Origin of the sequence: Bartonella heixiaziensis (assembly GCF_046245125.2) — a bacterium.
Classification (GTDB): domain Bacteria; phylum Pseudomonadota; class Alphaproteobacteria; order Rhizobiales; family Rhizobiaceae; genus Bartonella; species Bartonella heixiaziensis.
On sequence record NZ_CP176404.1, the window covers coordinates 664,491 to 684,807 of the forward strand.

The following is a 20,317-nucleotide window of genomic DNA, read 5'->3' on the forward strand; positions in this document are numbered from 1 at the left end:
ATGGAGCATAATATGTCATTGTTTAACATTCTGACTGGAACCCCTTTATGGGCCTGGATTTTACTTATTTTTCTCATCGCGAGGGGAATAATCGCATTGAAAGATAGGGAAATGAAGGTTTACCGCCTTTTTCTATTGCCGATAATCTTTCTTTTTTTGGGCGCAAGCGATGTGATTAACCAGCTGGCCTTCCCATGCTGGGGAGCAATCGCAATGTTGGCAGGGCTGATGATCGGTTTTGGCGTTGGCTGGTTGCTCTGGCGTGCTACTGCGCGTTTAAAAATCAAAGAGGGAACGGATTTCATTATTCTGCCTGGTACGCGGTTGACGCTGACATTTATTCTTATCGCTTTTGTCATCAAATTCACATTGATTGTTTTTCTCAAGGTTGTACCTGATTTGAAATATGCATTTGATTTTAACCTTCTTTTTGGTCTTTTAAGTGGGTTTACTGGTGGTGTGTTGTGGGGCGGCACATTAAATTTATATATAGCATTTCGAAAGAATCCAAATTAATCCCTATACCATTAGCTGTGGGTGCTTCCCATTAGAACTATCTCAATAGAAGCTTATTCCTAACAACAACGCTGCATACAAATGCAGCGTTGCCTCGTAGTTTCAGATTTTTTTATCCCAGCGCGTGAAGAGGTGAGGGAAGTGATATATCTGACTATGCCCCCTTGGGGGAAGAGCGAGCCTAAAGGTTTAGAATGCTATGAGTTTGAGCTAGCTGGACTTTGAGCAGATGGTTTATCGCTCATGGGAAATCATTTTGTTTTACGATTCAAAAAGAGGATAGTGATGGTCTCATTGGCGTAGGTGGGCAAGAAAACTGTTAGCTTGGCAATGCCGTCAACAATTTGTAGAACTATGTTGTGGACCCCCTACGCAAAGCCGTTGCTATGATGGCATGATGCTTTTGTCAAGCATTATGATATGGGGAGGAACCGGTGTTTAAGGGTGCAACTGCGGTCACTATACGATCCAGTAGCATTACGTTTTTACGTTTGAGTATTTAGGAGCGGTAGACTCTGTACAGGCTATGCATGCAATATGTGAAGCACGCTTGTGGGAATCAGTGTGCCATTATTGCGTTGTGCATGCAACCCTCTAGCTAGGACTTCATTGGTAAGGTTGTTTTTTGAAGCTGATTAATTATCTGTGTGTTTTTTAAGAGAACGTTAGCACCGATGTATCGCGTGCAGTACCAAAAAATTTTATTGAAAATACTGAAAATGGATGTGCAAAACAAACAAACGCTTGCTAAGGATATTGTATCAACGACTGTAGCTGCTTGGGGGCATAATATTGTACAAAAAAATGCATGGCATGAAGTCCAAAAAACGAATAAAGGTGCATTGCACTTCTCCTTTAAGAACTGGGCATCTCCTCTTCGCTTAATGAGTTCTTATTATGATATAAACCCCTTGGTTCTCCTGAACACCCGCTTGTCATGCGTTTTTCTGCTGATGCTCAAGAGATCTTTCGTGAGTGGATGCAAAAGATTTTTAAAAAAGCTAAAGAGAATAACCTTTCTGAAAGCTTACAATCGCATCTTTTAAAAATGCCAAAGACCATAGCAAGCCTTGCGTTGGGAAAAATATTTGTTAAGCCATGTCAAAAGGCTTTATGCGGCGGGGAATGCCTCTATAGAAGATTGTGCAAAATTGATTGTCGAACGCTGTGATCATTTACCCGATGTTTTTACTTCACGTGATGTTTATAAACGTGATTGGAAATGTTAAAAGGACAATGAAGCCGTTAAGCAAGCTTTAGAGCTTTTATGCCGCTGTAACTATATTCGTGAAATCTCTGGAGACAATAACTCCCAAGGCGGTCGACCTACCATACGCTATGAATAGAATCCTTTAGTGAAAAGTGATAAGACATCACAATAGGCAATCTGAAAATCTTATAAAACACTAAACTTCATAACCTTTATTTGTGTCATGAACCTTCAAAGTCTTTTTATCTCTTAATTTCGCGGATTTTGAAGGTTCCTTTTACCCCTTCCTTTATATATTTTTTTCAATAAAAAATAAAAGTTGTTATATTTCAAGTTGTTATTTTTTATGAAGTTTTCAAAAAACAACCTATAGTGATATTATGAAGCTATAGATACAATTAATAATATATTTTGAAGGTATTTTGAGGGTTTACAGACGAACAGCAGATGGAAATTTGCTTCCTTATCAAGACAAAATCCAAAAGAAACTTACGGATTGTCCAACCATCACACTTCAAACCGCAAGTGGAATAGAAAAAGTCATTCCTTGCGCAAAAATCACAGCAAAAGGAATTGGTGTGCTGTCTCAAGAGCTTAAAAGACAAAGCATGCATTAAGAGCAACAATCATGGAAAAGAAATACGAATTTACTGATGAAATCGATATGATCTATTTGCGTCAATTTTCAAACTTTTTAATTGACAAAAAAATATCAGTATGTCTATTGTCGAATCAGGTGCTTGAAAAACACCTTAAATGCATAGCGGATGAATTGCCGAAACAGTTTATTTTCCGCACATTAAAGGCTTTGACTCATTGTATGTTACACGCATATAATGACTTTGTCGGGTGTAGTTACGCTATACAATACTCTTTATGGGGAAAGCGTAACGACGGGCTATGCACCGTGTTTTTCAGCACCCGGCATCCTTTATTGGGTGTCAATGAAAAACATCTAACTGCATAGGAGTTCATTATGAACACTCTTATTAAAATTACAGAACAAACAATTGATCAGGAAACAGTTCAAACCGTTAATGCGCGTGAATTGCATGCATTTTTGGAAAGCAAACAAGATTTCTCTACTTGGATAAAAAACGCATCATTGCTTATTCTTTTCTTGAAAGGCAAGATTTTATTCGCTTCCACAAAAAAATGGAAGCGAACAATGCTATAGCAGTAGAATATCATCTCACCTTAGATATGGCGAAAGAGCTTTCCATGGTTGAACGTAATAAGAAAGGACGACAGGCACGTCGTTACTTTATTGAATGTGAGAAAAAACTAAGAAACCAATCTGTTGATTATGATTGTGATACACGCTTTGATTTGCCAAGCTATTGGGAGGGGATGAACGCTGGTGAAAAAGTTTTATATCTTTTGGGTCCAATTCATATGCGTCTTCTTGATGCCTTCAGAGTGGATGAAGAGAACAGAAAATATAAAGCCCTCATTAAAGAAGCAAAACAGGTCTTAGAAAAATCTGTTACGAAAGCCGCTTAGTTTAAAAAAAGATTTCATTTCCTCGTCTTTTCAGACGGGGAGGTGGTCAATATCACACAGTCTCTAGAAACAGGATTGTAACAACCAAAAAGCCTTTTAACAGATGCGTGATTCACGCCACGGGTGAATTGCGCGCAATGGAGGAAATCAAGATGAGTGAAAAAAACACTAACCTAACAGAAATTGAAGAAACACATCATTTAGCCGTCGAACAAACTGCTATGGAACGCATTTTAAATAGAGCCTTAGAAAATGACGTCGGTATTGACCGCCTACAACGTCTTCTTGATTTAAGAGATCAAGAAATAAAACGGCAAAACTATCAAAACTTTGTCCGTGATCTTTCGGCTATGCAAACGGAATGTCAAGATATTGAAAAAAACTCTACAAACACCCATACAAACAGCAAATATGCTACGCTTGATCAGTACATTGATGCTGTAAAGGACGCGCTTGCAACATACGACTTTGCTTTGTTTTCTCGTATTAAAAGTCAAACCGCAACAAACGTTACCATAGAAATAATTCTGTCTCATCCTTCAGGCAATCAAATCTCAACAGAAGGAACATTTCCAATTGACAGTACAGGCTCTAAAAATAGCATACAATCAGTTGGTTCCACACTTACCTACGCACGCAGATACCTGTTAGGCATGCTTCTTAATGTAGCAAGTAAAGAAGACGATACAGATGGTCAAACGCAAACCAAAGAAGGCGATACAAATAATCAAAAAGTTTCCTCTAAACAGATAAAGCAAATCGAAGAATTAATTAAAGAAACAGGGACAAATGAAAGTAGTCTTCTCTATTTTGCAGAAGCAGAAGAACTAACAGATATGTCTTGTGAAAAAGCAGAATTGGTTTTGGGGCATTTAGAAAGAAGAAAAAATATTCAAAAAGAAAAAGCTCTACAATCGCTCCCACCACAAGAGCAACAAACGGCGGTATGAGATGGAACAAAGAACAGCAGAATGGTTTCAAGCAAGGCTAGGAAAAGTCACCGCATCTAATGTTTACAACGTGCTCAGTAAGACAGCAAAAGGTTTGCCTACAAGCAAATATGAAGATTACAAAATGAAACTCATGACAGAGCGCTTAACAGGGGAAATAAGCCAATCTTATACAACACCGGCTATGCAATGGGGCATTGAACATGAAGAGGACGCCTTGAGAGAATATGAATTCATTTATGACACCAATGTCACAAGATGCGGGTTTATTCCACACCCAAAAATGAAAATGGCGGGGGCAAGTCCTGATGGGTTCATTGGAGAGGACGGTTTAATCGAAGTCAAATGTCCACAATCAACGACCCATCTTCGTTTTTTTATGTATGACGAAATTAAGCCTGAATACATCGCGCAGATGCAATTCCAAATGGCATGCACAGGACGAAATGGTGTCATTTCATTAGCTATAATCCGCAATTTTTAGGCAGATCTACTAGCTTGAGAATGAAAATCAAACGCGTCTATCGTGATGAAGGATACATTGAAGAGATTAATAAAGCTGTTGAAGCCTTTTTAGCAGAAATAGAGCAAAACATGAAGCAAATCTTGACAAAAGCTGCTTAAACCTATGGGGGTGCTCTCTCCTCCCAGCACCCCCACCCATTTAATTAACATAAAAAAGAGAAAGGTAATGAGATGATATTTGATGATGGAGATAGATATGTAACGACACGTGAGTGTGCACAGCTTTTTAGTGTATCCACAACAACGATTCGCAATTGGGTGCTTCAGGGGTTGTTTCCGGAGCCATATAAGCTAGGGAGAGCAGTGAGATGGAGAAAAAAAGAGATCTTAGCCTTCACTCCAAAGAAAAATAAGGAGCAAATAAGAACAAATTAAATAAAATTATTATATAAACTGTAGAAGGTGGTCTGAAAATGGTTGTTTGAAGAAAAAACCTATACATTTCAATGTGATAAATAAATAAAACGGTGCCGCATGCCGGATTCGAACCAGCGACCCCATCATTACGAATGATGTGCTCTACCAACTGAGCTAATGCGGCATAAGTTTACACATTAATCAGACAAAAGCTAGTTTGAGGGTAATAAACAAAAGAATGCACAAAAGCAAGTACGCATTTTTCTCGATTGATTTATAAGATGTCGTAGTTTCTGAGGTAGTTAAGGTAGAAAAATTGGCTTGCAGAAGTTAACAGAGCAATATTTTTTAAATTTACGATTATATTAATTTGTAGGCAGTATAAGAAGCGTTATGTGGAAGGTAAAAATTGCTAAAAAATCCTTGCACAGATAAAATAATTTGTTCGATACGCTTTTGTGGAATGAAAAAATACCATCAATCTTTAAAACATGCAGCGAAAATCAGTGTAATAACTGTTTAGTAAAAAGGTTACTTTTCATTCTTATATAGGAATGGAAAGAAAAGAATTAATTTGATAATAGATGCGTTTTTCTATTTAAATGGAAGAAGAAATCATGCCAGATAAAAATCTGCTGACAGGATTAAAAATGAAGCGAATATCTTAAGAAAAACTTCATTAAAAAACTTTCTTATATGGTAACTGAATAACGAAAAAATTTAGAATAAATTATCTAAAAAATTTAATATTTTAACAAGAAAAGTTTCAGATTTATAAGAACGAAGTTTCTCTGAAATTACGGTTGCCTCATCCCTTCATCGATAAAAATATTGGGTGCTATTGAGTTTTTTAAGTTTTATCCAGTAATAAAGCTTGGATTCTTTTTAGACTATGATGAGCAGTAAAAGTCTCCAATAATGCGAAATGCTATCGTCTTATAAGCAGTGCTAATGTTATTTTTTGATGTATTTTGTGCTAAAAAATAGAAAGAAGCTTTTAGGAGATAAAGTTTCGTAGCTAAGTGCTTTCAAGTGATAAAAATAAAACTTATTTTATAGTAAGAGCCTCTGGTCTCATAAAGTATAGAGTAGGCGGTTTTATATTCATATTAGAGCTTTATGAGCTTATACTTGTTGATAAAATAGCTTTTGGCTCTATCAAGAGAACCAATTCCTTTAGAGTGGATTGATTCTGTAGACACAATGAATTTTGAAAATCCTATAAAATATCAAATGTATTTTCTTTTTTATAGAAGATTTTATGCAAAGGCTTTTGTTTTTCATAACTCAACATACAAAATATGATTGCTAAAGTACCTAAAATAGACCATATTGGTAAACAAATGAGAGTAATGCAAATTGAGTGTAAGAGGGGAATTGTGGCATTATGTATAGATTGATTGATTCCACCGATATCTGTCTGTAAAAAATTTGCAAGCATTTTATTGAGGGGGGTTGTTTTCCAGTGTGATGTGTTCATAGAGTGTGTGACATCGATAACTAATGCTATAATCATCAACGTAAAAGAAATGAAAGCCATTAATTTAAATAAAGGGCGGAGCATATTTCTTCCTGTTATTTTAATGTAACATTTGTTCAATTCAATATTTACGTAACGTACAGAAAAACAAATTGTTGCACATTATGACAAGAAAGATATGTATATGTTCGTTTTGCGATTTTTTTGGAAAAGATACATAAAAATCATAGGTGGTTTTCTTGGTAAAAAATTGAAGTTAGACTTCAATAGAAAATGAGGAATGATGTTTGAAGAAAAGCATAATGAGTTGAAACGTAGTCTTCAAAATCGCCATGTTCAAATGATTGCTTTAGGAGGTGTTATTGGAACAGGTCTTTTTTATGGATCAACGGAATCTATACAATTAGCTGGTCCTTCAACTATTTTAGCTTATCTTTTCGGCGGACTTATTATCTATTTTATTATGCGAATGCTTGGTGAGATGTCAGTAGAAGAGCCAACATCGGGTGCTTTTAGCTTCTTTGCCTATAAATATTGGGGAGACAAGGCTGGTTTCATAACAGGTTGGAATTATTGGTTTCTTTATATTCTTGTCAGCATGACTGAACTTACAGTTATAGGGTTTTATCTTGATCATTGGGTTTTGATAGATCATTGGAAGTCATCCTTCGTCGTTCTTGTGTTTGTGACACTGATCAATTTGTTTAATGTTCGTTTTTATGGAGAATTTGAATTTGGCTTGGCTTTGATTAAAGTAGCTGCCGTTGTTGGTATGATTGTTTTTGGAATTTTTCTCATTCTCACTAGAATAAATGGTAATCAAGTGAGTATTCACCATCTTTGGGATCATGGCGGTTTTTTTCCTTATGGGGCAATAGGAGTTATATTAGCTACTTCTGTGGTGATGTTTTCTTTTGGTGGAACAGAGCTTATTGGTATTGCAGCTGGAGAAGTCTCCAATCCACAAAAAACAATTCCAATAGCTATTCGTAAAGTGATGTGGAGGATTATCATTTTTTATATTGGTTCTATCGGCGTTATTATGATGATAAGTCCTTGGGATATGATTGGAAAAGAAGGCAGTCCGTTCGTCACTATTTTTGAAACTGTAGGAATTCCTGCAGCTGGACATATTTTGAATTTTGTGGTGATTATGGCTGCTATTTCGGTCTATAATAGTGGTATTTATTCCAATGGTCGCATGCTTTATAGTTTAGCAATACAAAAAAATGCACCGCGTGTTTTTGGTACGCTTAATGCTGCCCATGTTCCTTATGTTGCTATTCTTTTTTCATCATTATGTACTGCGATAATTGTTGTTGTTAATGTTTTTGTTCCCGATAATAGTTTTATGCGGATTATGGCTCTTGCGACTGCAGCAGCAGTGATTACGTGGGCTATTATTGTTATTGTTCATTTAAAATTTCGGAGGGCACATAAGAACAGAAAGGGAGCATTTGTTTATGCGTTTGGTTTATACCCTTATGCCAACTATCTTTGCCTCTTCTTTCTTGCTTTATTATTTTGTATTATGTTTATAAGTGGTTTTGGGCAAAATGGGTTAATGGCTCAAATTTTTAATATGATAGGAGTAAGGGCGACCTTTATTGAATCGTACATTCCTGTGCAGATGCCTGATATGAGTTTGGCGGTTATTATCATTCCTCTATGGTGTTTGCTTTTGCTTTTAAGTTATAAGCTTAAGAGAGAAGTTTTTGGATAAAAGGGAATGATTGGAAGGGATCTTGAGAATCATAAAATTTGATAAGGTCACACAAATTTTTGGTGATTTATGTGTTTTAAGAGATATCTCTGTAGAGCTTACTGAGAGACGAATTGCAGTTATTGGTGCGAATGGTTCTGGAAAAAGTACATTCGTTCGTCTTATCAGTGGGCTACAGTTACCATCAAATGGTTTTGTGAGCGTTGATGGTCTTGATACAAAGCGTGATACAAAAGCAGTAAAGCGTAAAATAGGATTTGTTTTTCAAAATCCTGATAATCAAATTGTTTTGCCATTGGTAGAAGAAGATTTATCGTTTGGTCTCAAAAATTTAAAACTTAGTAAAGATGAAATTAAGGAGCGTGTAGATGAGATTCTACAGCGCTATGATCTCCAAGCTTTCAGAAATCATGCGGTTCATTTATTAAGTGGTGGGCAAAAACAACTCGTTGCCATTTCGGGTGTGGTAGCGATGAGACCCGATTATATTATTTTTGATGAACCGACAACATTACTTGATTTACGAAATAAACGTCGTGTTACGCAAGTTATAGAAGAATTATCACAAACCGCGATTGTGGTATCACATGATTTGGAATTTCTCAGAAAGTTTGATAGAGTGATAGTTTTTGATAAGGGGGAAATAATTGTTGATGATATACCTTTTGTTGCCATCAAAGAGTATATGAGAAGAATGTCGTGATTGGCTTATATCTTCCAAAGGATACATTTATTCATCGGCTTAGACCAGAGGTTAAGTTGGTGTTTCTTACTTTATGTGGAACTATTATATTTATGGTTTCATCTGTAATTGTACTCTCATTATTTTTATTGTTTGTAGCTTTTTTATATGGAGTTGCTAAGGTTCCTTTTAACAATGTTGTAAAACAGCTTAAATCAATGAGTTTATTTTTAGTACTTATATTTGTTTTTCAAGTTTTTTTTAAGAGTTGGCTTACGGGCTTTGAGGTCATATTACGCTTTATCATTCTTATTTTCTTAGCGTCACTTGTTTCTTTAACAACCAAAGTTTCAGATATGGTGAATTCGGTTGAAATAGGGCTTCGACCATTTCGATGTTTTGGTATAAATCCCTCAAAATTGAGTATGGCTTTATCTCTTGCAATCAGATTTATTCCCGTTGTTAGTGAAAAGTTCAATGAGGTGCGTGAAGCGCAGCAGGCACGCGGATTTAATACCAATATTTTAGCTCTTACAATGCCCCTTATTATACGAACTATCAAGATGGCTTCAGAGGTGGCTGAAGCTTTAGATGCACGTTCTTATGACAGTGACACTGATGATAAAGTTTAATATCGATAAGAATATTCATGGTAAAGGAATAATTTAATGAATACAAAAGATCTAACCTACGTTGCTTTATTTGCAGCTATTTATGCAGTTTTGGGCCTTTTTCCTCCTATTTATCTTCCTATGTTTCTTGGGCTTCCTATTACAGCTCAGTCTATGGGACCGATGTTAGCAGGGTCTATACTTGGAGCAAAAAGAGGGGCTTTGGCTTCGGTTCTTTTTCTTGTACTTGTTGCTATTGGATTACCTCTATTGGCTGGTGGGCGTGGAGGTATTAGTGTTTTTTTAGGAGCTGGGGGTGGCTATATGATTGGTTATCCAATTGCTGCATTTTTTATTGGTTTTATGGTAGAGTTGTTTTGGCATAGGCTAAATTTTATTACATTGTTTGTAATAAATGCTGTAGGTGGAGTTGGGATTGTTTTCCTTTTTGGAATACCATGGATGGCTTATATTACTCAGGTTCCTTTGCTAACAGCTTTAATAAGTTCATTAGGTTTTTTGATTGGCGATTTTCTGAAAGTGCTGATTGCATCCTTTGTAGCACTTACAGTTAAAAAATCTGTTCCTCTCATTGTGCCCCCAAAAGGGTAATTTTAGCTTTGAATGGGGGGAGACGCGATACACTTAGAGATAAAAAAGAGAAAAATGATAACGTAATAAAATTCTTTATCTTATTTATATATATTTTAATGAGAGCAATATATAGGTTGAAGGAATTTTATTGTATGTTATCCAAGTAATAATCTGACAAAGAAATATTCTACAAGCGGTATCTCTTATTATCAATAAATATTAAATAATAAAAATATCATTGAAGATATCAGATGCTATTTTCAGAACGTATCCTATAGATTATTATTATTATGTAAGAAAAATTTTATGATTTTTTCAAAAAATAATGAAAAATGCGTAATCCGATCGTGTTTTATTTATAAATATTTATCTTTTAATGCATGGAATATGATATGTTTTAGATAAGGAATAATATCTAAATATCTATATTTTATTAAATGTAAAATATTTTTATTGCAATTATGTTATTGAAAATGTATAAACACATAATAATACTTATATTAAATCCATTTTGGATTACATAATGAAATAGATTGTATAAAGTAAAATCATGAATATAAGATATTTTGTTTCTGTATTTTCTATTGTTTTATTTATTTATTCTGCTGTAAAAGCATCAGATCGCACTCTTATTCAAAGAGAGATACCTTTTATTATTTCTATTAATATTTCTGAGGCAGATTTGTTTTCTAAGGAACAGGTTCGTCCTTTATTGAATAAAGTTATTGTACCTACTCACTCAGGAAATCATATTGTATTTTGGAAAAGTGTAAAATCGTTTTTTGGAAAAGTAGGGCTTGTGTACGCGAGTTTATTGCGATATTTATACGCTTCCATATTTTCTATATTCAGGTAGACGGAGTATTATAGTATTCTTCATCTTAGTTTTTGCAATAAAAGTATGAGAAACATGCTTTAGAGAATATCTGAATTTTCTTGTTAAGAAGAAGATTACTATCAATGAAAATAGTTGGGGGGAGGGCAATAAATTTATGCGTTTATAATTTAATTACTTAATGCATTAAATACTGCTTTATAAGTGTAAGTGTTTGCAGGCGAGATCACTACGTTTTTCTAGTGTTTCAGAATGATTTTTCTGATTTTGAAAAGAACGAGGAGAGTTTATTTGTTCAAGAAAATTGTTGATTTGTTTTTCATAAATTGATTTTTGTAACTTGCTTCCTGTTAAAAAAGTAATCTAGTTTTTGTTATTATACTGCTATTATATTTGGCTAAATGACTAAAGGTATTGCAAACTTTCTAAAAAAAGATCAGTGGCTATTGAATATAGAAAAGCTTTTAAAAAGAATGAATTTGGTTAAGAAAATATCACTTTAATATAATTAAAACTTCTTATTGGAATATGAGTTGGTTTCTATATCTTTAATGGTGTTCCAGAGAATTTATTTTTTATATCCTCTGTATTTTCAAGAGTAATTACTCTTTTGCGGATAATTTAAATGCAGATGATATTCGCTAATATGGCACGCATCTCAAAAAATATATAAAGCAAGTTTCTATTAAATCTTAATAGTTATAATTAGGTATAAGAGATCTTGAAAGGCTTTGATTTTGTAGAAGTACAAAAACGTTTGATTTTTAGTACAACTAAAAATGCTTCGAAAAGAAGTTTTGATTCATAATATGCTGTAAAGGCGAGTTGCTATGTTACTGTCTGTTTTGCGGTAAAAGTGTCTCTATGCGCAAAGAATTAAAAGAACAAATAAGTGAATATTTCGATCACAAAACTGTTGGTGAGATTGTTGAAACATTAGCCAAACGCCATGGCTATCAAGCAAAAATAAGCCAACAGTTCACTAAAAAACCTTTGCCTTATGTGATTCGTAAAGATCAATCGGCTGTTGATTTTTTTTACTGCCTTTCTGATCGAATGCAGGCACGTTTTTTGATCAAAGACAATAAATTTTTATTTTTAAGCGGAGACAATTTACCCTTGAGCCACGCATCCAATACTGCACCATTGAAGCTGCTTATTTTGAACGTTCACAAGGGTAGCAATTTCAAGTCAAGAATCAGACAGGTTGTGTTGTGCTGAGGGGAGTGGTTCTTTGTCGCTTGAAGGTCGTCCAGAAATCATGGCCGACCAACCTCTTCTGTTGCAAGGATTTTGAGGCAAAATCAATGGATCATGGAAAGCCGCAACCGTTACCCATAGCTATGAGAAACAAAGCGGAGATACCACAGAGATTACACTAGAAGCACCAGGCAAGGGAAAGGGATGCAACAAAGAATAGAAGCTGGGTTGTGGTTAACCCAGCCAATGGGGATAGTTTGCGACAAACCCATCTGATGCAACATAACACAACATCGCAGCTACTTCTTATCACTTGAAGCAATGAGAAGATGGCGCATATAGATGAAAGAGTGTTAAAAAGTATGGATACACTTTGGAAAGAAACATTAAAATCTGTTGATTCTACAGAACTAGTTGCTGCTTATGTTAGTGACAAAATCAAGTTGGCGAAGACCATTATCAAAATTATAGAAGCTATCCCCCATCGCATTTATGTTGAGCTTTTTGTTGAAATGGGTGGGGTGTTCTTTAGGCGGAAATTGATCCCCTTATATGAAAGTCATCAATGATCGTTCAGGTGATGTGGTGAATTTTTTCGGGTGTTGCAACGCCATTATTATCCTTTCATGGAACTATTGAGGTTCTAAACCATCAGCCGTGAGTTGTTTCAACGATTACGCACGCAAGACCAAAATCCCCTCATGGATTTAGAGCGGGCTTTGCGGTTTTTATATCTGCAGCGGTTAAGCTTTAGCGATCGGGTAGCTAATCGTACGATTGGAGTTGAAACAGATCCGTAGTGCGCGGTTTAATACTTTGAAACTGGAAGGATTATTAAAGCTTATAGACTAGCCGTTTAAAAGGTATGACCATTGAACATTTAAACTGGTTTGATTTTATTCTTCGCTATGATCGGCCAAACACCTTGTTTTACCTTGACCTGACTTATTGGGATATTGAGGATTACTACGGAAAAGATTTGTTTAAGCGGGAGGATTATCATACGATGTCCAGACTGCTTGCACAATTAAAGGGAAAGTTTTTTCTGTCTCTCAATGATGTGCCAGAGATACGAAAAAACTTTAGTCAATTTACCCTAAAAGAGGTTACAACATTTTATACATGCTGCTTCTCAAATAACGCGACTCTTACTAAGGAGTTGATCATCACCAATTGCGCTTTTTAGAAGAAAAGAAAAAGATTCATTAAATGACCTTTGAAAGGCCTTTGAATACCCTTTGAGATCCCCTTAAAAACTCTTTGAAAAAATGAATTGGTACAAAACCTAGTGTTAAATTATACAAAACATGATGACAGGCTACAACAACTGATAAATTGTTAAAAAATGGTCGGAGCGGCGGGATTTGAACCCACGACCCCTTGACCCCCAGTCAAGTGCGCTACCAAGCTGCGCTACGCTCCGAACCGTGTAAAACGACTAAACGACTGTTCCTTTAAAGGCAAGAGAAAAATAAACAGAATAAAATCCAAAATGCTCTTGATTATTTAAAAAGGAAGTTATGAGGATAAAAACGAAAGTTTGCACTTTTAATATTTACTTGTACCTAAAAAGTGCGAGAGGGAAATAATATTCTTTTAATGTTTTCATTTATCCATCGGGGAACTGCCCAAAAAGCAAACACTTTTACAAGTGTATAGTAGTAGTGGATGTGTAGCATTGGAGGACTTTTTCTCCGTTTTTGATTTTTTTAGAAGAGGCATTTCACATGAATGACAAAAACAGCAAAAATAGAAGCTGTACAATCACAAATATGGCTTGTTTGATATGTTTTTTATTCCGGTAAGAAAAGATCAAAACATTTCAATTTTTATCTTGTTGTTTTTTTTCTAATATACCAGATAAGTAAAGTCTCATAGACGAAAGACTTTCTAAGTGTTTGTTTGAGCAAGAAAAGAGTAAGTGATGAGTCGTTTTTCGGTGATAAATTTGACGGAAGCTGCAGTGGAGCGTGTTAAAGCGATTATGAATGCAAAAAATGCGCGTGGTATTCTTATTGGTATCAAAAAAGGCGGCTGCGCAGGGATGGAATATACCATCACTCTTGTAAAAGAAGAGATTCTAGATGCAGATGTTGTTGAAGTTAACGGCGCTCGTGTTTTTATAGCACGCGATGCAGTATTATTTTTATTAGGAACGCAGGTCGATTATGAAGTGACAACACTTCGTTCCGGTTTTATATTCAAAAATCCTAATCAAGTTTCAGCATGTGGGTGCGGTGAATCGGTAGAACTTCGTCCTGCTTCCCAAAATCAGTTAAACGAAACGTCTGAAGTCAATGGAGCGTAATGAGATTACGTTTAACGAGCCAAGGATTATCTTAATTTCTTTGGGGGACGAAATTTTGCTATTTTTCTTATGTTTCATTTTTAGCCTTATTCCAAAGAGATTCCATTTCATTCAAGGATGCATCAGCTAATTTTTTAGATTGAGAGGAGAGGCTTTTTTCAATATAGGTAAAACGATTTCGGAATTTTGTATTTGTTTTTTTTAATGCTTTTTGTGAATCAATATTTAAATGACGTGCGAGATTAAGCAGGGTAAAATAAAGATCGCCGAATTCTGCTTCTATATCTGACATTTTGTCATTTGTGATTGCATCTTTGAGTTCATTAAATTCCTCTTCGATTTTTGCAAAAAAATTATGGCTTTCATGCCAATCAAACCCCACTTTAGCAGCTGCTTTTTGTAAGGCGAGTGCTTCTTTGTCGGCTGGCTGGATCTTTTTCACTTTTGCAAGAGTGCTTGTTGTGGAATTTCTTGATAAGCTTACTTCTTCGTCCCATTTTTTTTGTTCAGCCTGTTCCATTTTTTTTATACGTTCCCATTCCTCTTCTACAAAACCACGTTTTTTTTGCTCTGCAGTTCCAAAAACGTGAGGATGGCGACGAATCATTTTTTCAGTAATCGCGTAAACAACTTCACTAAAAGTAAATTTGCCTTCTTCTTGTGCTATTACAGCATGGTAGGCTATTTGTAAAAGAAGATCACCCAGTTCATCGCAAAGATCCCTTGAGTTTCTCCGTTCAATGGCATCAATGACTTCGTAAACTTCTTCAAGCAGATAGGGTATGAGGGATTCAGATGTTTGTTTTATATTCCAGATACAACCGCTATCGCGATTTCGTAATGCTGCAACAATTGCAATAAGATCATTAATATCTTTTGACGCAAACATTTATGTCCCTTCTAAAGGTAACTAGCCCCAGCGTCTATGTAACCACATCCATTGTCCTGGATATTCACGGACCCAACTTTCAACAATATCATTTAATTTTTGCGTGGAAGCAACTATATCAATTTCATCTTTTTCATCAAGTGGAAGCTTTACACGGTCATACAATTCTAAACGATGGCGCCCTCCAGGGAGACGAATACAGCGTGCTGGATAAATATCACAATCATATTGGCGCGCAAGTTTTATAATTAAGGGATTAGTTTTAAGTGGTCTGTTAAAAAATGTCCCCACAATACCGCGGTGAAACTTTTGATCAACAAGCATTCCAGCATTTTTCCCTTCTGCTAACTTGGCTGCTAATGCCCAAGCTGAACCGGCTTTTGAGGGGATGAGGTGTCCCATAGATGTTTGTCGTGCTTTAAGGACTCGTTTTGCAATGTAGGGGTTATTAGGTGGTCTAAAGAGCACTGTGAGATTAAGATTAAAACTTTGTGCACATATAGGAAGAAGCTCGAAGTTTCCGGTATGCGCTGTAAAAAAAATATGCGGTTTTTTTTCATTTTTTAAGCGCTCGAAGATTTCAGCACCTCTCACTTCAATAAGACCTGGCTGGTCCGCATGAGGATCAAAATCAAAAATTTTATCAAGAAAAATATATTCAGCTATAAACTGTCCTATATTCTCCCACATTTCTATTGCAATGCTATGAAGTTCTTGTTCTGTTTTTTCTGGATATGCGGCTCTGAGATTCGCAAGTGCAATTTGATGACGAGATACAAGAGGACCGAATGTTTTTGCCAACCAAGAAAAAAAAGAAATTCCAATGTTGGTAGGAAAATATTTTAAAATAAATAAAGAACCAAGGAGCAGATGTGCGTACAAAAAATCAAATGATTTTTTAGCTATAATTTTAATATGATAAACAAATTTTTTAATATAAAATTTCATCATGATTTAATCTATTTTAAGAATAATTTTGCCAAAAACATCACGGCTTTCCATTCGTTTTAAAGCTGTATCAATTTCATCAAAACTAACAATTGTATCAATGACAGGGCGCACAACTCCTTTTGCCATTTTTTGCATAGCATTTTGCATATTTTCTATACGACAACCAAAAGAACCAAATATTTTTAGTTGTTGCTGAAACAATTGCATGAGATTCAACGGCGCTGAAACACCTGAAGTAGAACCACAAGTTACTAAACGTGCTCCTCGTTTCATACACAATAGAGAACCGCTCCAAGTATCGGCACCTACATGCTCAAAAACAACGTCAACACCTTTTTTTTGCGTTAATTTACGGACTACACCTTCAAAACGATCTTTACGGTAATTAATAACGTGATCTGCTCCAAGAGATTGTGCCTTTGCAATCTTATCATCTGACCCCACGGTAGTAATAACAGTACATTCCTTATGTTTTGCGAGTTGAATTGCTGCTGATCCGATACCAGAGCCACCTGCTTGTATCAGAATTGTTTCTCCTTCTTGTAGTTTTGCGTTATCGAAAAGCATATGCTCTACAGTGCCAAAAGTAATTGGAGCAACAGCTGCTTGCAGTTCATTGCACTCTAGAGGAGCTGGAACCAATAGGCGCGCTGGTAAATTAACAAGCTCACAGGCAAAGCCATCAAGATGAAAACCGTACACGCCTTTTACCTGATTACAAAGATTATCTCGTCCTTCGCGGCAAGCTTTACATACTCCGCAGGTGTGCGCCCCATAAATTGAAACAATCTGCCCAAGTTGTAAATTTTCAACATCACTTCCTAATTGAACAACTACCCCAGAAGCTTCAGCACCAATTACGAGAGGCATTTTTCTTTTAGCAAAAGCCATACCACGCCATCCCCATACATCAATATGATTAAGAGCAACGGCTTTTATTTGGACTGTTACTTCATCGGAGTTGGGAAGAGGAGGAGGGGCAATATTGGTGGTTTCAAGCCGACGCTCATCGAATAGTTGTAATGCACGCATTATCATCCCCCTTAAAATATAGAGTATCAGATTAAGTATTACAAAGTTTAATCATAAAAGGATTATCCTTTATATGCTGTAATGACAAGACTAGTATTTTGGCCGCCAAAACCAAATGAGTTTGATAAAACCGCATTGACACAAGCTTTGCGGCTATAATGAGGAACAACATCTAAAGGGATAGCTGGATCAGGATCATCGTAATTGATTGTAGGGGGAATTATTCCCGATTGAATGGTTAAAAGCGAAAAGATAGCTTCTATTGCACCTGCCGCAGTTAATGTGTGTCCAATCATTGATTTATTAGAAGAGACAGGAATGTGTTCTAAAAGGTTACCGAAGACTGTCGATAATGCAAGATACTCCATCTTTTCATTTTCTGGTGTTGAGGTTCCATGTGCATTAATATAGTCAATTTCATGGATGGTTATTTTTGCATCTTCTAAGGCTTTGCGAATTGATTCAATTGCTGGTGATGCATCAGGCTTTGAACGCGTACGGTGAAAATCATCTGCTGTTTCTCCGCAGCCAGCTAAAATTCCTAAAATTATTGCATTACGGTCTAATGCACTTTTAAGAGATTCAAGGACAAGAGCGCCTGATCCTTCTGCCATAACAAAACCATCTCGGTCACGACTAAATGGTTTTGCTGCTTTTTCTGCAGGTTCATTGTGGGTCGAGAGAGCGGATAATAACGAAAAACGGATAAGGGATTCTGCTGAAACTGAACCATCTGTAGCGACCATAAGGGCACGATTTGTTTCCCCCCGTCGAATAGATTCAACACCTAATTGAATCGCTGTTGCACCAGATGCGCAAGCAGTAGAGAGTGTAATAGGAAGGCCTTTTGTTCCAAAACTTTCTTGAAGTTTTTCTGCAATTGCACCAAACTGTGTAGATTCAAATAGCGCCTCATGATTTTTGTGTCTGCAAACTTCAAGAAGACGTGCATAAGAAGGCTCACTATTGGATGCTTCCTCTTGATCGAGGGCAAAACGTGCTTTCCATTCAAGTTCAACAGGGGGAGCTGCTAAAAAGAGTGGTCCACCAAAATTTGTTTTATCAAGGGCTGCTTGCTTTAAAGCTTCCTCTGCTGCCAGATGAGCGAGTTTTTCAGAGAGAGATGAAGCACCAACCCTACTTTCGTCAAGAAAATCGATTGTTCCAGCAATACATGTATTTAATCCCTCAACGGGAAAACGCGTTATTTTATGGATGCCGCTAACACCACTTGTTAATTTTTTCCAATTTTCATGTTTGCCTTGCCCCAATGATGTTACAACTCCTGCTCCAGTTATTGCTACAAGTGGACGTCCAAAATGATCGTTATATTTCACTATAAAAATCCTCTTCAAACAGCAGTTAGGCGTACTATACCTTCTGCTCTTTTTATACCAATGGTCGTAACAAATGCTTCACAGACTTTTTTAGAAAAAGGCTTTTCATGAGCACTTAACGCTGGAAAACTATGCTTTTTTTTAACAGTAAGTGCAGCAAGCGCAAGTGCTAAAGGAAATTGTATCTCCCGCATATAACCAAATAATGTTGTAATACCGCGGTAAAACATATTGGCATCATCAAGAGAATTTTGTTCTGCTTGTGTTACTTCATGAAAGCCTGAGGCAGCTGAAATAGCGAGGGAAGATTTAGCTTCCATTGTTTTCAACATCGACACAATTGATTCTTCAAGCGGAATTTTTGTTCTGTTTATTTGATCTGTGATGATTTGACTAATTTCAGCATAAGCCCGTGCATTGCGTTTTCGAGCATGTTCCTCGCTTTCGAGGACTAGAAAGATACCACCAGAACCAGTTATAATGCCACCACCAAGGCAGTTTTTACGATCCCATACTGGTTTCCATCCACTACGTGTTAAGAGACCTCCAAGTTCATGTGCCAATAACATATCATAGCCTTGCGCATTATAGGAGCCTCCTACCAATGCATGTGTACTTTGTCCTGATCGAATACGAGCAGCAGCATTTTGAATGGCAGCAAGTCCACTCCCTTCTTCCCCCATGAATGTACGAGAAGATCCGGTGACTTTATGAACAATTGAAATATTTCCAGCCAAGAGATTTGAAAGTTGCGTTAAAAACAAAGTTGGGCGCAATTCAGACGAAAGAGCTGGATTTAACATGGAAGCATGATCAGTAACTTTACGTGCTTTAGAAAGAATTTGTGTATCAACAATAATATCACGTTCCCCTCCACTTGCTGCAACAATCATATCCATTGTTGAAGTTAATTGTTCATTATTTTTCATACCAGCATCATCAAGAGCAAGACCCGCAGCGTAGGTACCAAGACGCTGCCATGTTCCCATTTGCCGTTGATCACTTCGTTTTGGAATTTGCAAATTCCAGTCAACTTCGGCTAATTGATGAACAGTGTAGGGGTGAAAAGTTGTACAATCGAGGTTTGGTGTAACTGTAGGATCATTTAAGAGATCCCAATGATGCTCGATCCCCTCACCCAGAGAGCTTATAAGTCCTATACCAGTGATGAATACTGCTTGATTATGCATGATCAAAATTAATCCGCCTGTTTTAAGGCAACGAGTTCATCAATTTTTGCACAAAGATTCTTAAGAACAAAATATTCTTCAGTTGCGACTGCTCCTTCATTGACTTCTTGAGTCCATTGTTCTAACGGAATTTTAATTCCAAAAGCTTTGTCAATAGCAAAAACAATATCAAGAAAATCAAGACTATCGATTCCTAAATCATCGATTGTATGGCTTTCAGATGTGATCATGTTGCGATCAATTTCGCTAATTTCTGCAATAATATCGGCAACTTTATCGAATGTAGAGGACAATTTATAGTTCCTTATTATAGGGGTTATGAAAAATTTTAAAATACAATTAATACTATTCTTTTAAACTTTTTTCTTTTTAAAAAAAATCTTAATATAGAATATAGCTGTCTTTTCAAGATAGAAAACGAGTT

General features: G+C 36.2%; 14 protein-coding genes, 2 tRNA genes and 6 pseudogenes. 14 read left to right on the plus strand and 8 right to left on the minus strand.

The window, feature by feature from the left end; genetic code table 11:
- Positions 1-12: 12 nt before the first annotated feature.
- The 7 genes and pseudogenes from ACKC4Y_RS02865 (at position 13) to ACKC4Y_RS02895 (ending at position 5,079) form a co-directional block, all read left to right on the plus strand.
- Positions 13-516 (plus strand): hypothetical protein, encoded by a 504-nt coding sequence (locus ACKC4Y_RS02865; RefSeq protein ID WP_409361890.1) that lies wholly within the window; start codon positions 13-15, stop codon positions 514-516.
- A 904-nt stretch (positions 517-1,420) separates the two neighbouring features.
- A pseudogene (locus ACKC4Y_RS02870) lies at positions 1,421-1,862 on the plus strand (DUF3987 domain-containing protein); the annotation flags it as partial.
- Between the two features lie 289 nt (positions 1,863-2,151).
- Positions 2,152-2,343, plus strand: a pseudogene (locus tag ACKC4Y_RS02875) (phage antirepressor KilAC domain-containing protein); the annotation flags it as partial.
- A gap of 359 nt (positions 2,344-2,702) precedes the next feature.
- Positions 2,703-3,229 (plus strand): annotated as a pseudogene (locus tag ACKC4Y_RS02880) (antA/AntB antirepressor family protein).
- A gap of 152 nt (positions 3,230-3,381) precedes the next feature.
- Positions 3,382-4,179, plus strand: a complete 798-nt coding sequence (locus tag ACKC4Y_RS02885; protein WP_409361891.1) for an ERF family protein — start codon at positions 3,382-3,384, stop codon at positions 4,177-4,179.
- A gap of 1 nt (position 4,180) precedes the next feature.
- Positions 4,181-4,803, plus strand: a pseudogene (locus ACKC4Y_RS02890) (lambda exonuclease family protein).
- Positions 4,804-4,875: 72 nt separating this feature from the next.
- The gene (locus ACKC4Y_RS02895) at positions 4,876-5,079 is read left to right on the plus strand and encodes a helix-turn-helix transcriptional regulator (protein WP_005865986.1); all 204 of its coding nucleotides are present in this window, start codon (positions 4,876-4,878) and stop codon (positions 5,077-5,079) included.
- 93 nt (positions 5,080-5,172) lie between these two features.
- Here ACKC4Y_RS02895 and ACKC4Y_RS02900 read toward each other — a convergent pair.
- Positions 5,173-5,245 (minus strand) — tRNA-Thr (locus tag ACKC4Y_RS02900).
- A gap of 1,576 nt (positions 5,246-6,821) precedes the next feature.
- On the opposite strand from ACKC4Y_RS02900, the gene ACKC4Y_RS02905 reads away from it, so the two are divergent.
- The 6 genes and pseudogenes from ACKC4Y_RS02905 (at position 6,822) to ACKC4Y_RS02930 (ending at position 13,372) form a co-directional block, all read left to right on the plus strand.
- Entirely contained in the window at positions 6,822-8,264 is a 1,443-nt protein-coding gene (locus ACKC4Y_RS02905) for an amino acid permease (RefSeq protein ID WP_409361892.1), read from the plus strand.
- Between the two features lie 22 nt (positions 8,265-8,286).
- On the plus strand, positions 8,287-8,967 hold the full coding sequence (locus ACKC4Y_RS02910; RefSeq protein ID WP_409361893.1) for an energy-coupling factor ABC transporter ATP-binding protein: 681 nt from the start codon (positions 8,287-8,289) through the stop codon (positions 8,965-8,967).
- On the plus strand, positions 8,964-9,578 hold the full coding sequence (locus ACKC4Y_RS02915) for an energy-coupling factor transporter transmembrane component T family protein (protein WP_409361894.1): 615 nt from the start codon (positions 8,964-8,966) through the stop codon (positions 9,576-9,578). The genes ACKC4Y_RS02910 and ACKC4Y_RS02915 overlap by 4 nt, the downstream gene beginning before the upstream one ends.
- Positions 9,579-9,614: 36 nt before the next feature.
- Positions 9,615-10,169: a biotin transporter BioY gene (locus ACKC4Y_RS02920; protein WP_409361895.1), complete on the plus strand. Its 555-nt coding sequence runs from the start codon at positions 9,615-9,617 to the stop codon at positions 10,167-10,169.
- A gap of 1,636 nt (positions 10,170-11,805) precedes the next feature.
- Positions 11,806-12,406: pseudogene (locus ACKC4Y_RS02925) on the plus strand (late control protein); the annotation flags it as partial.
- A gap of 142 nt (positions 12,407-12,548) precedes the next feature.
- Positions 12,549-13,372: pseudogene (locus ACKC4Y_RS02930) on the plus strand (DNA adenine methylase).
- Between the two features lie 160 nt (positions 13,373-13,532).
- Here the strand turns inward: ACKC4Y_RS02930 and ACKC4Y_RS02935 are convergent.
- Positions 13,533-13,609 (minus strand) — tRNA-Pro (locus ACKC4Y_RS02935).
- A gap of 501 nt (positions 13,610-14,110) precedes the next feature.
- On the opposite strand from ACKC4Y_RS02935, the gene ACKC4Y_RS02940 reads away from it, so the two are divergent.
- Positions 14,111-14,494, plus strand: a complete 384-nt coding sequence (locus ACKC4Y_RS02940; protein WP_409361896.1) for an iron-sulfur cluster assembly accessory protein — start codon at positions 14,111-14,113, stop codon at positions 14,492-14,494.
- Between the two features lie 67 nt (positions 14,495-14,561).
- Here the strand turns inward: ACKC4Y_RS02940 and mazG are convergent, their stop codons facing one another.
- The 6 genes from mazG to ACKC4Y_RS02970 all read right to left on the minus strand — a co-directional run bounded on the left by mazG (position 14,562) and on the right by ACKC4Y_RS02970 (position 20,186).
- Positions 14,562-15,383, minus strand: coding sequence for a nucleoside triphosphate pyrophosphohydrolase (gene mazG / locus ACKC4Y_RS02945; protein ID WP_409361897.1), 822 nt, complete (start codon positions 15,381-15,383; stop codon positions 14,562-14,564).
- A 21-nt stretch (positions 15,384-15,404) separates the two neighbouring features.
- Entirely contained in the window at positions 15,405-16,331 is a 927-nt protein-coding gene (locus ACKC4Y_RS02950; RefSeq protein ID WP_409362134.1) for a lipid A biosynthesis lauroyl acyltransferase, read from the minus strand.
- Positions 16,332-16,337: 6 nt separating this feature from the next.
- Positions 16,338-17,366: a zinc-binding dehydrogenase gene (locus tag ACKC4Y_RS02955; RefSeq protein WP_409361898.1), complete on the minus strand. Its 1,029-nt coding sequence runs from the start codon at positions 17,364-17,366 to the stop codon at positions 16,338-16,340.
- Positions 17,367-17,428: 62 nt separating this feature from the next.
- Positions 17,429-18,703, minus strand: a complete 1,275-nt coding sequence (locus ACKC4Y_RS02960) for a beta-ketoacyl-ACP synthase (protein WP_409361899.1) — start codon at positions 18,701-18,703, stop codon at positions 17,429-17,431.
- Between the two features lie 14 nt (positions 18,704-18,717).
- Positions 18,718-19,893 carry a beta-ketoacyl-ACP synthase gene (locus ACKC4Y_RS02965; protein WP_409361900.1) on the minus strand — a complete coding sequence of 392 codons (1,176 nt, stop codon included), beginning with the start codon at positions 19,891-19,893 and terminating at the stop codon, positions 18,718-18,720.
- A gap of 8 nt (positions 19,894-19,901) precedes the next feature.
- Positions 19,902-20,186, minus strand: coding sequence for an acyl carrier protein (locus ACKC4Y_RS02970; RefSeq protein WP_409361901.1), 285 nt, complete (start codon positions 20,184-20,186; stop codon positions 19,902-19,904).
- Positions 20,187-20,317 lie beyond the last annotated feature (131 nt).

Coding starts and splice junctions, on each gene's coding strand:
- ACKC4Y_RS02865 (WP_409361890.1), top strand. CDS start 13: ATGTCATTGTTTAACATTCTGACTGGAACCCCTTTATGGGCCTGGATT.
- ACKC4Y_RS02885 (WP_409361891.1), top strand. CDS start 3,382: ATGAGTGAAAAAAACACTAACCTAACAGAAATTGAAGAAACACATCAT.
- ACKC4Y_RS02895 (WP_005865986.1), top strand. CDS start 4,876: ATGATATTTGATGATGGAGATAGATATGTAACGACACGTGAGTGTGCA.
- ACKC4Y_RS02905 (WP_409361892.1), top strand. CDS start 6,822: ATGATGTTTGAAGAAAAGCATAATGAGTTGAAACGTAGTCTTCAAAAT.
- ACKC4Y_RS02920 (WP_409361895.1), top strand. CDS start 9,615: ATGAATACAAAAGATCTAACCTACGTTGCTTTATTTGCAGCTATTTAT.
- ACKC4Y_RS02940 (WP_409361896.1), top strand. CDS start 14,111: ATGAGTCGTTTTTCGGTGATAAATTTGACGGAAGCTGCAGTGGAGCGT.
- mazG (WP_409361897.1), bottom strand. CDS start 15,383: ATGTTTGCGTCAAAAGATATTAATGATCTTATTGCAATTGTTGCAGCA.
- ACKC4Y_RS02950 (WP_409362134.1), bottom strand. CDS start 16,331: ATGAAATTTTATATTAAAAAATTTGTTTATCATATTAAAATTATAGCT.
- ACKC4Y_RS02955 (WP_409361898.1), bottom strand. CDS start 17,366: ATGCGTGCATTACAACTATTCGATGAGCGTCGGCTTGAAACCACCAAT.
- ACKC4Y_RS02965 (WP_409361900.1), bottom strand. CDS start 19,893: ATGCATAATCAAGCAGTATTCATCACTGGTATAGGACTTATAAGCTCT.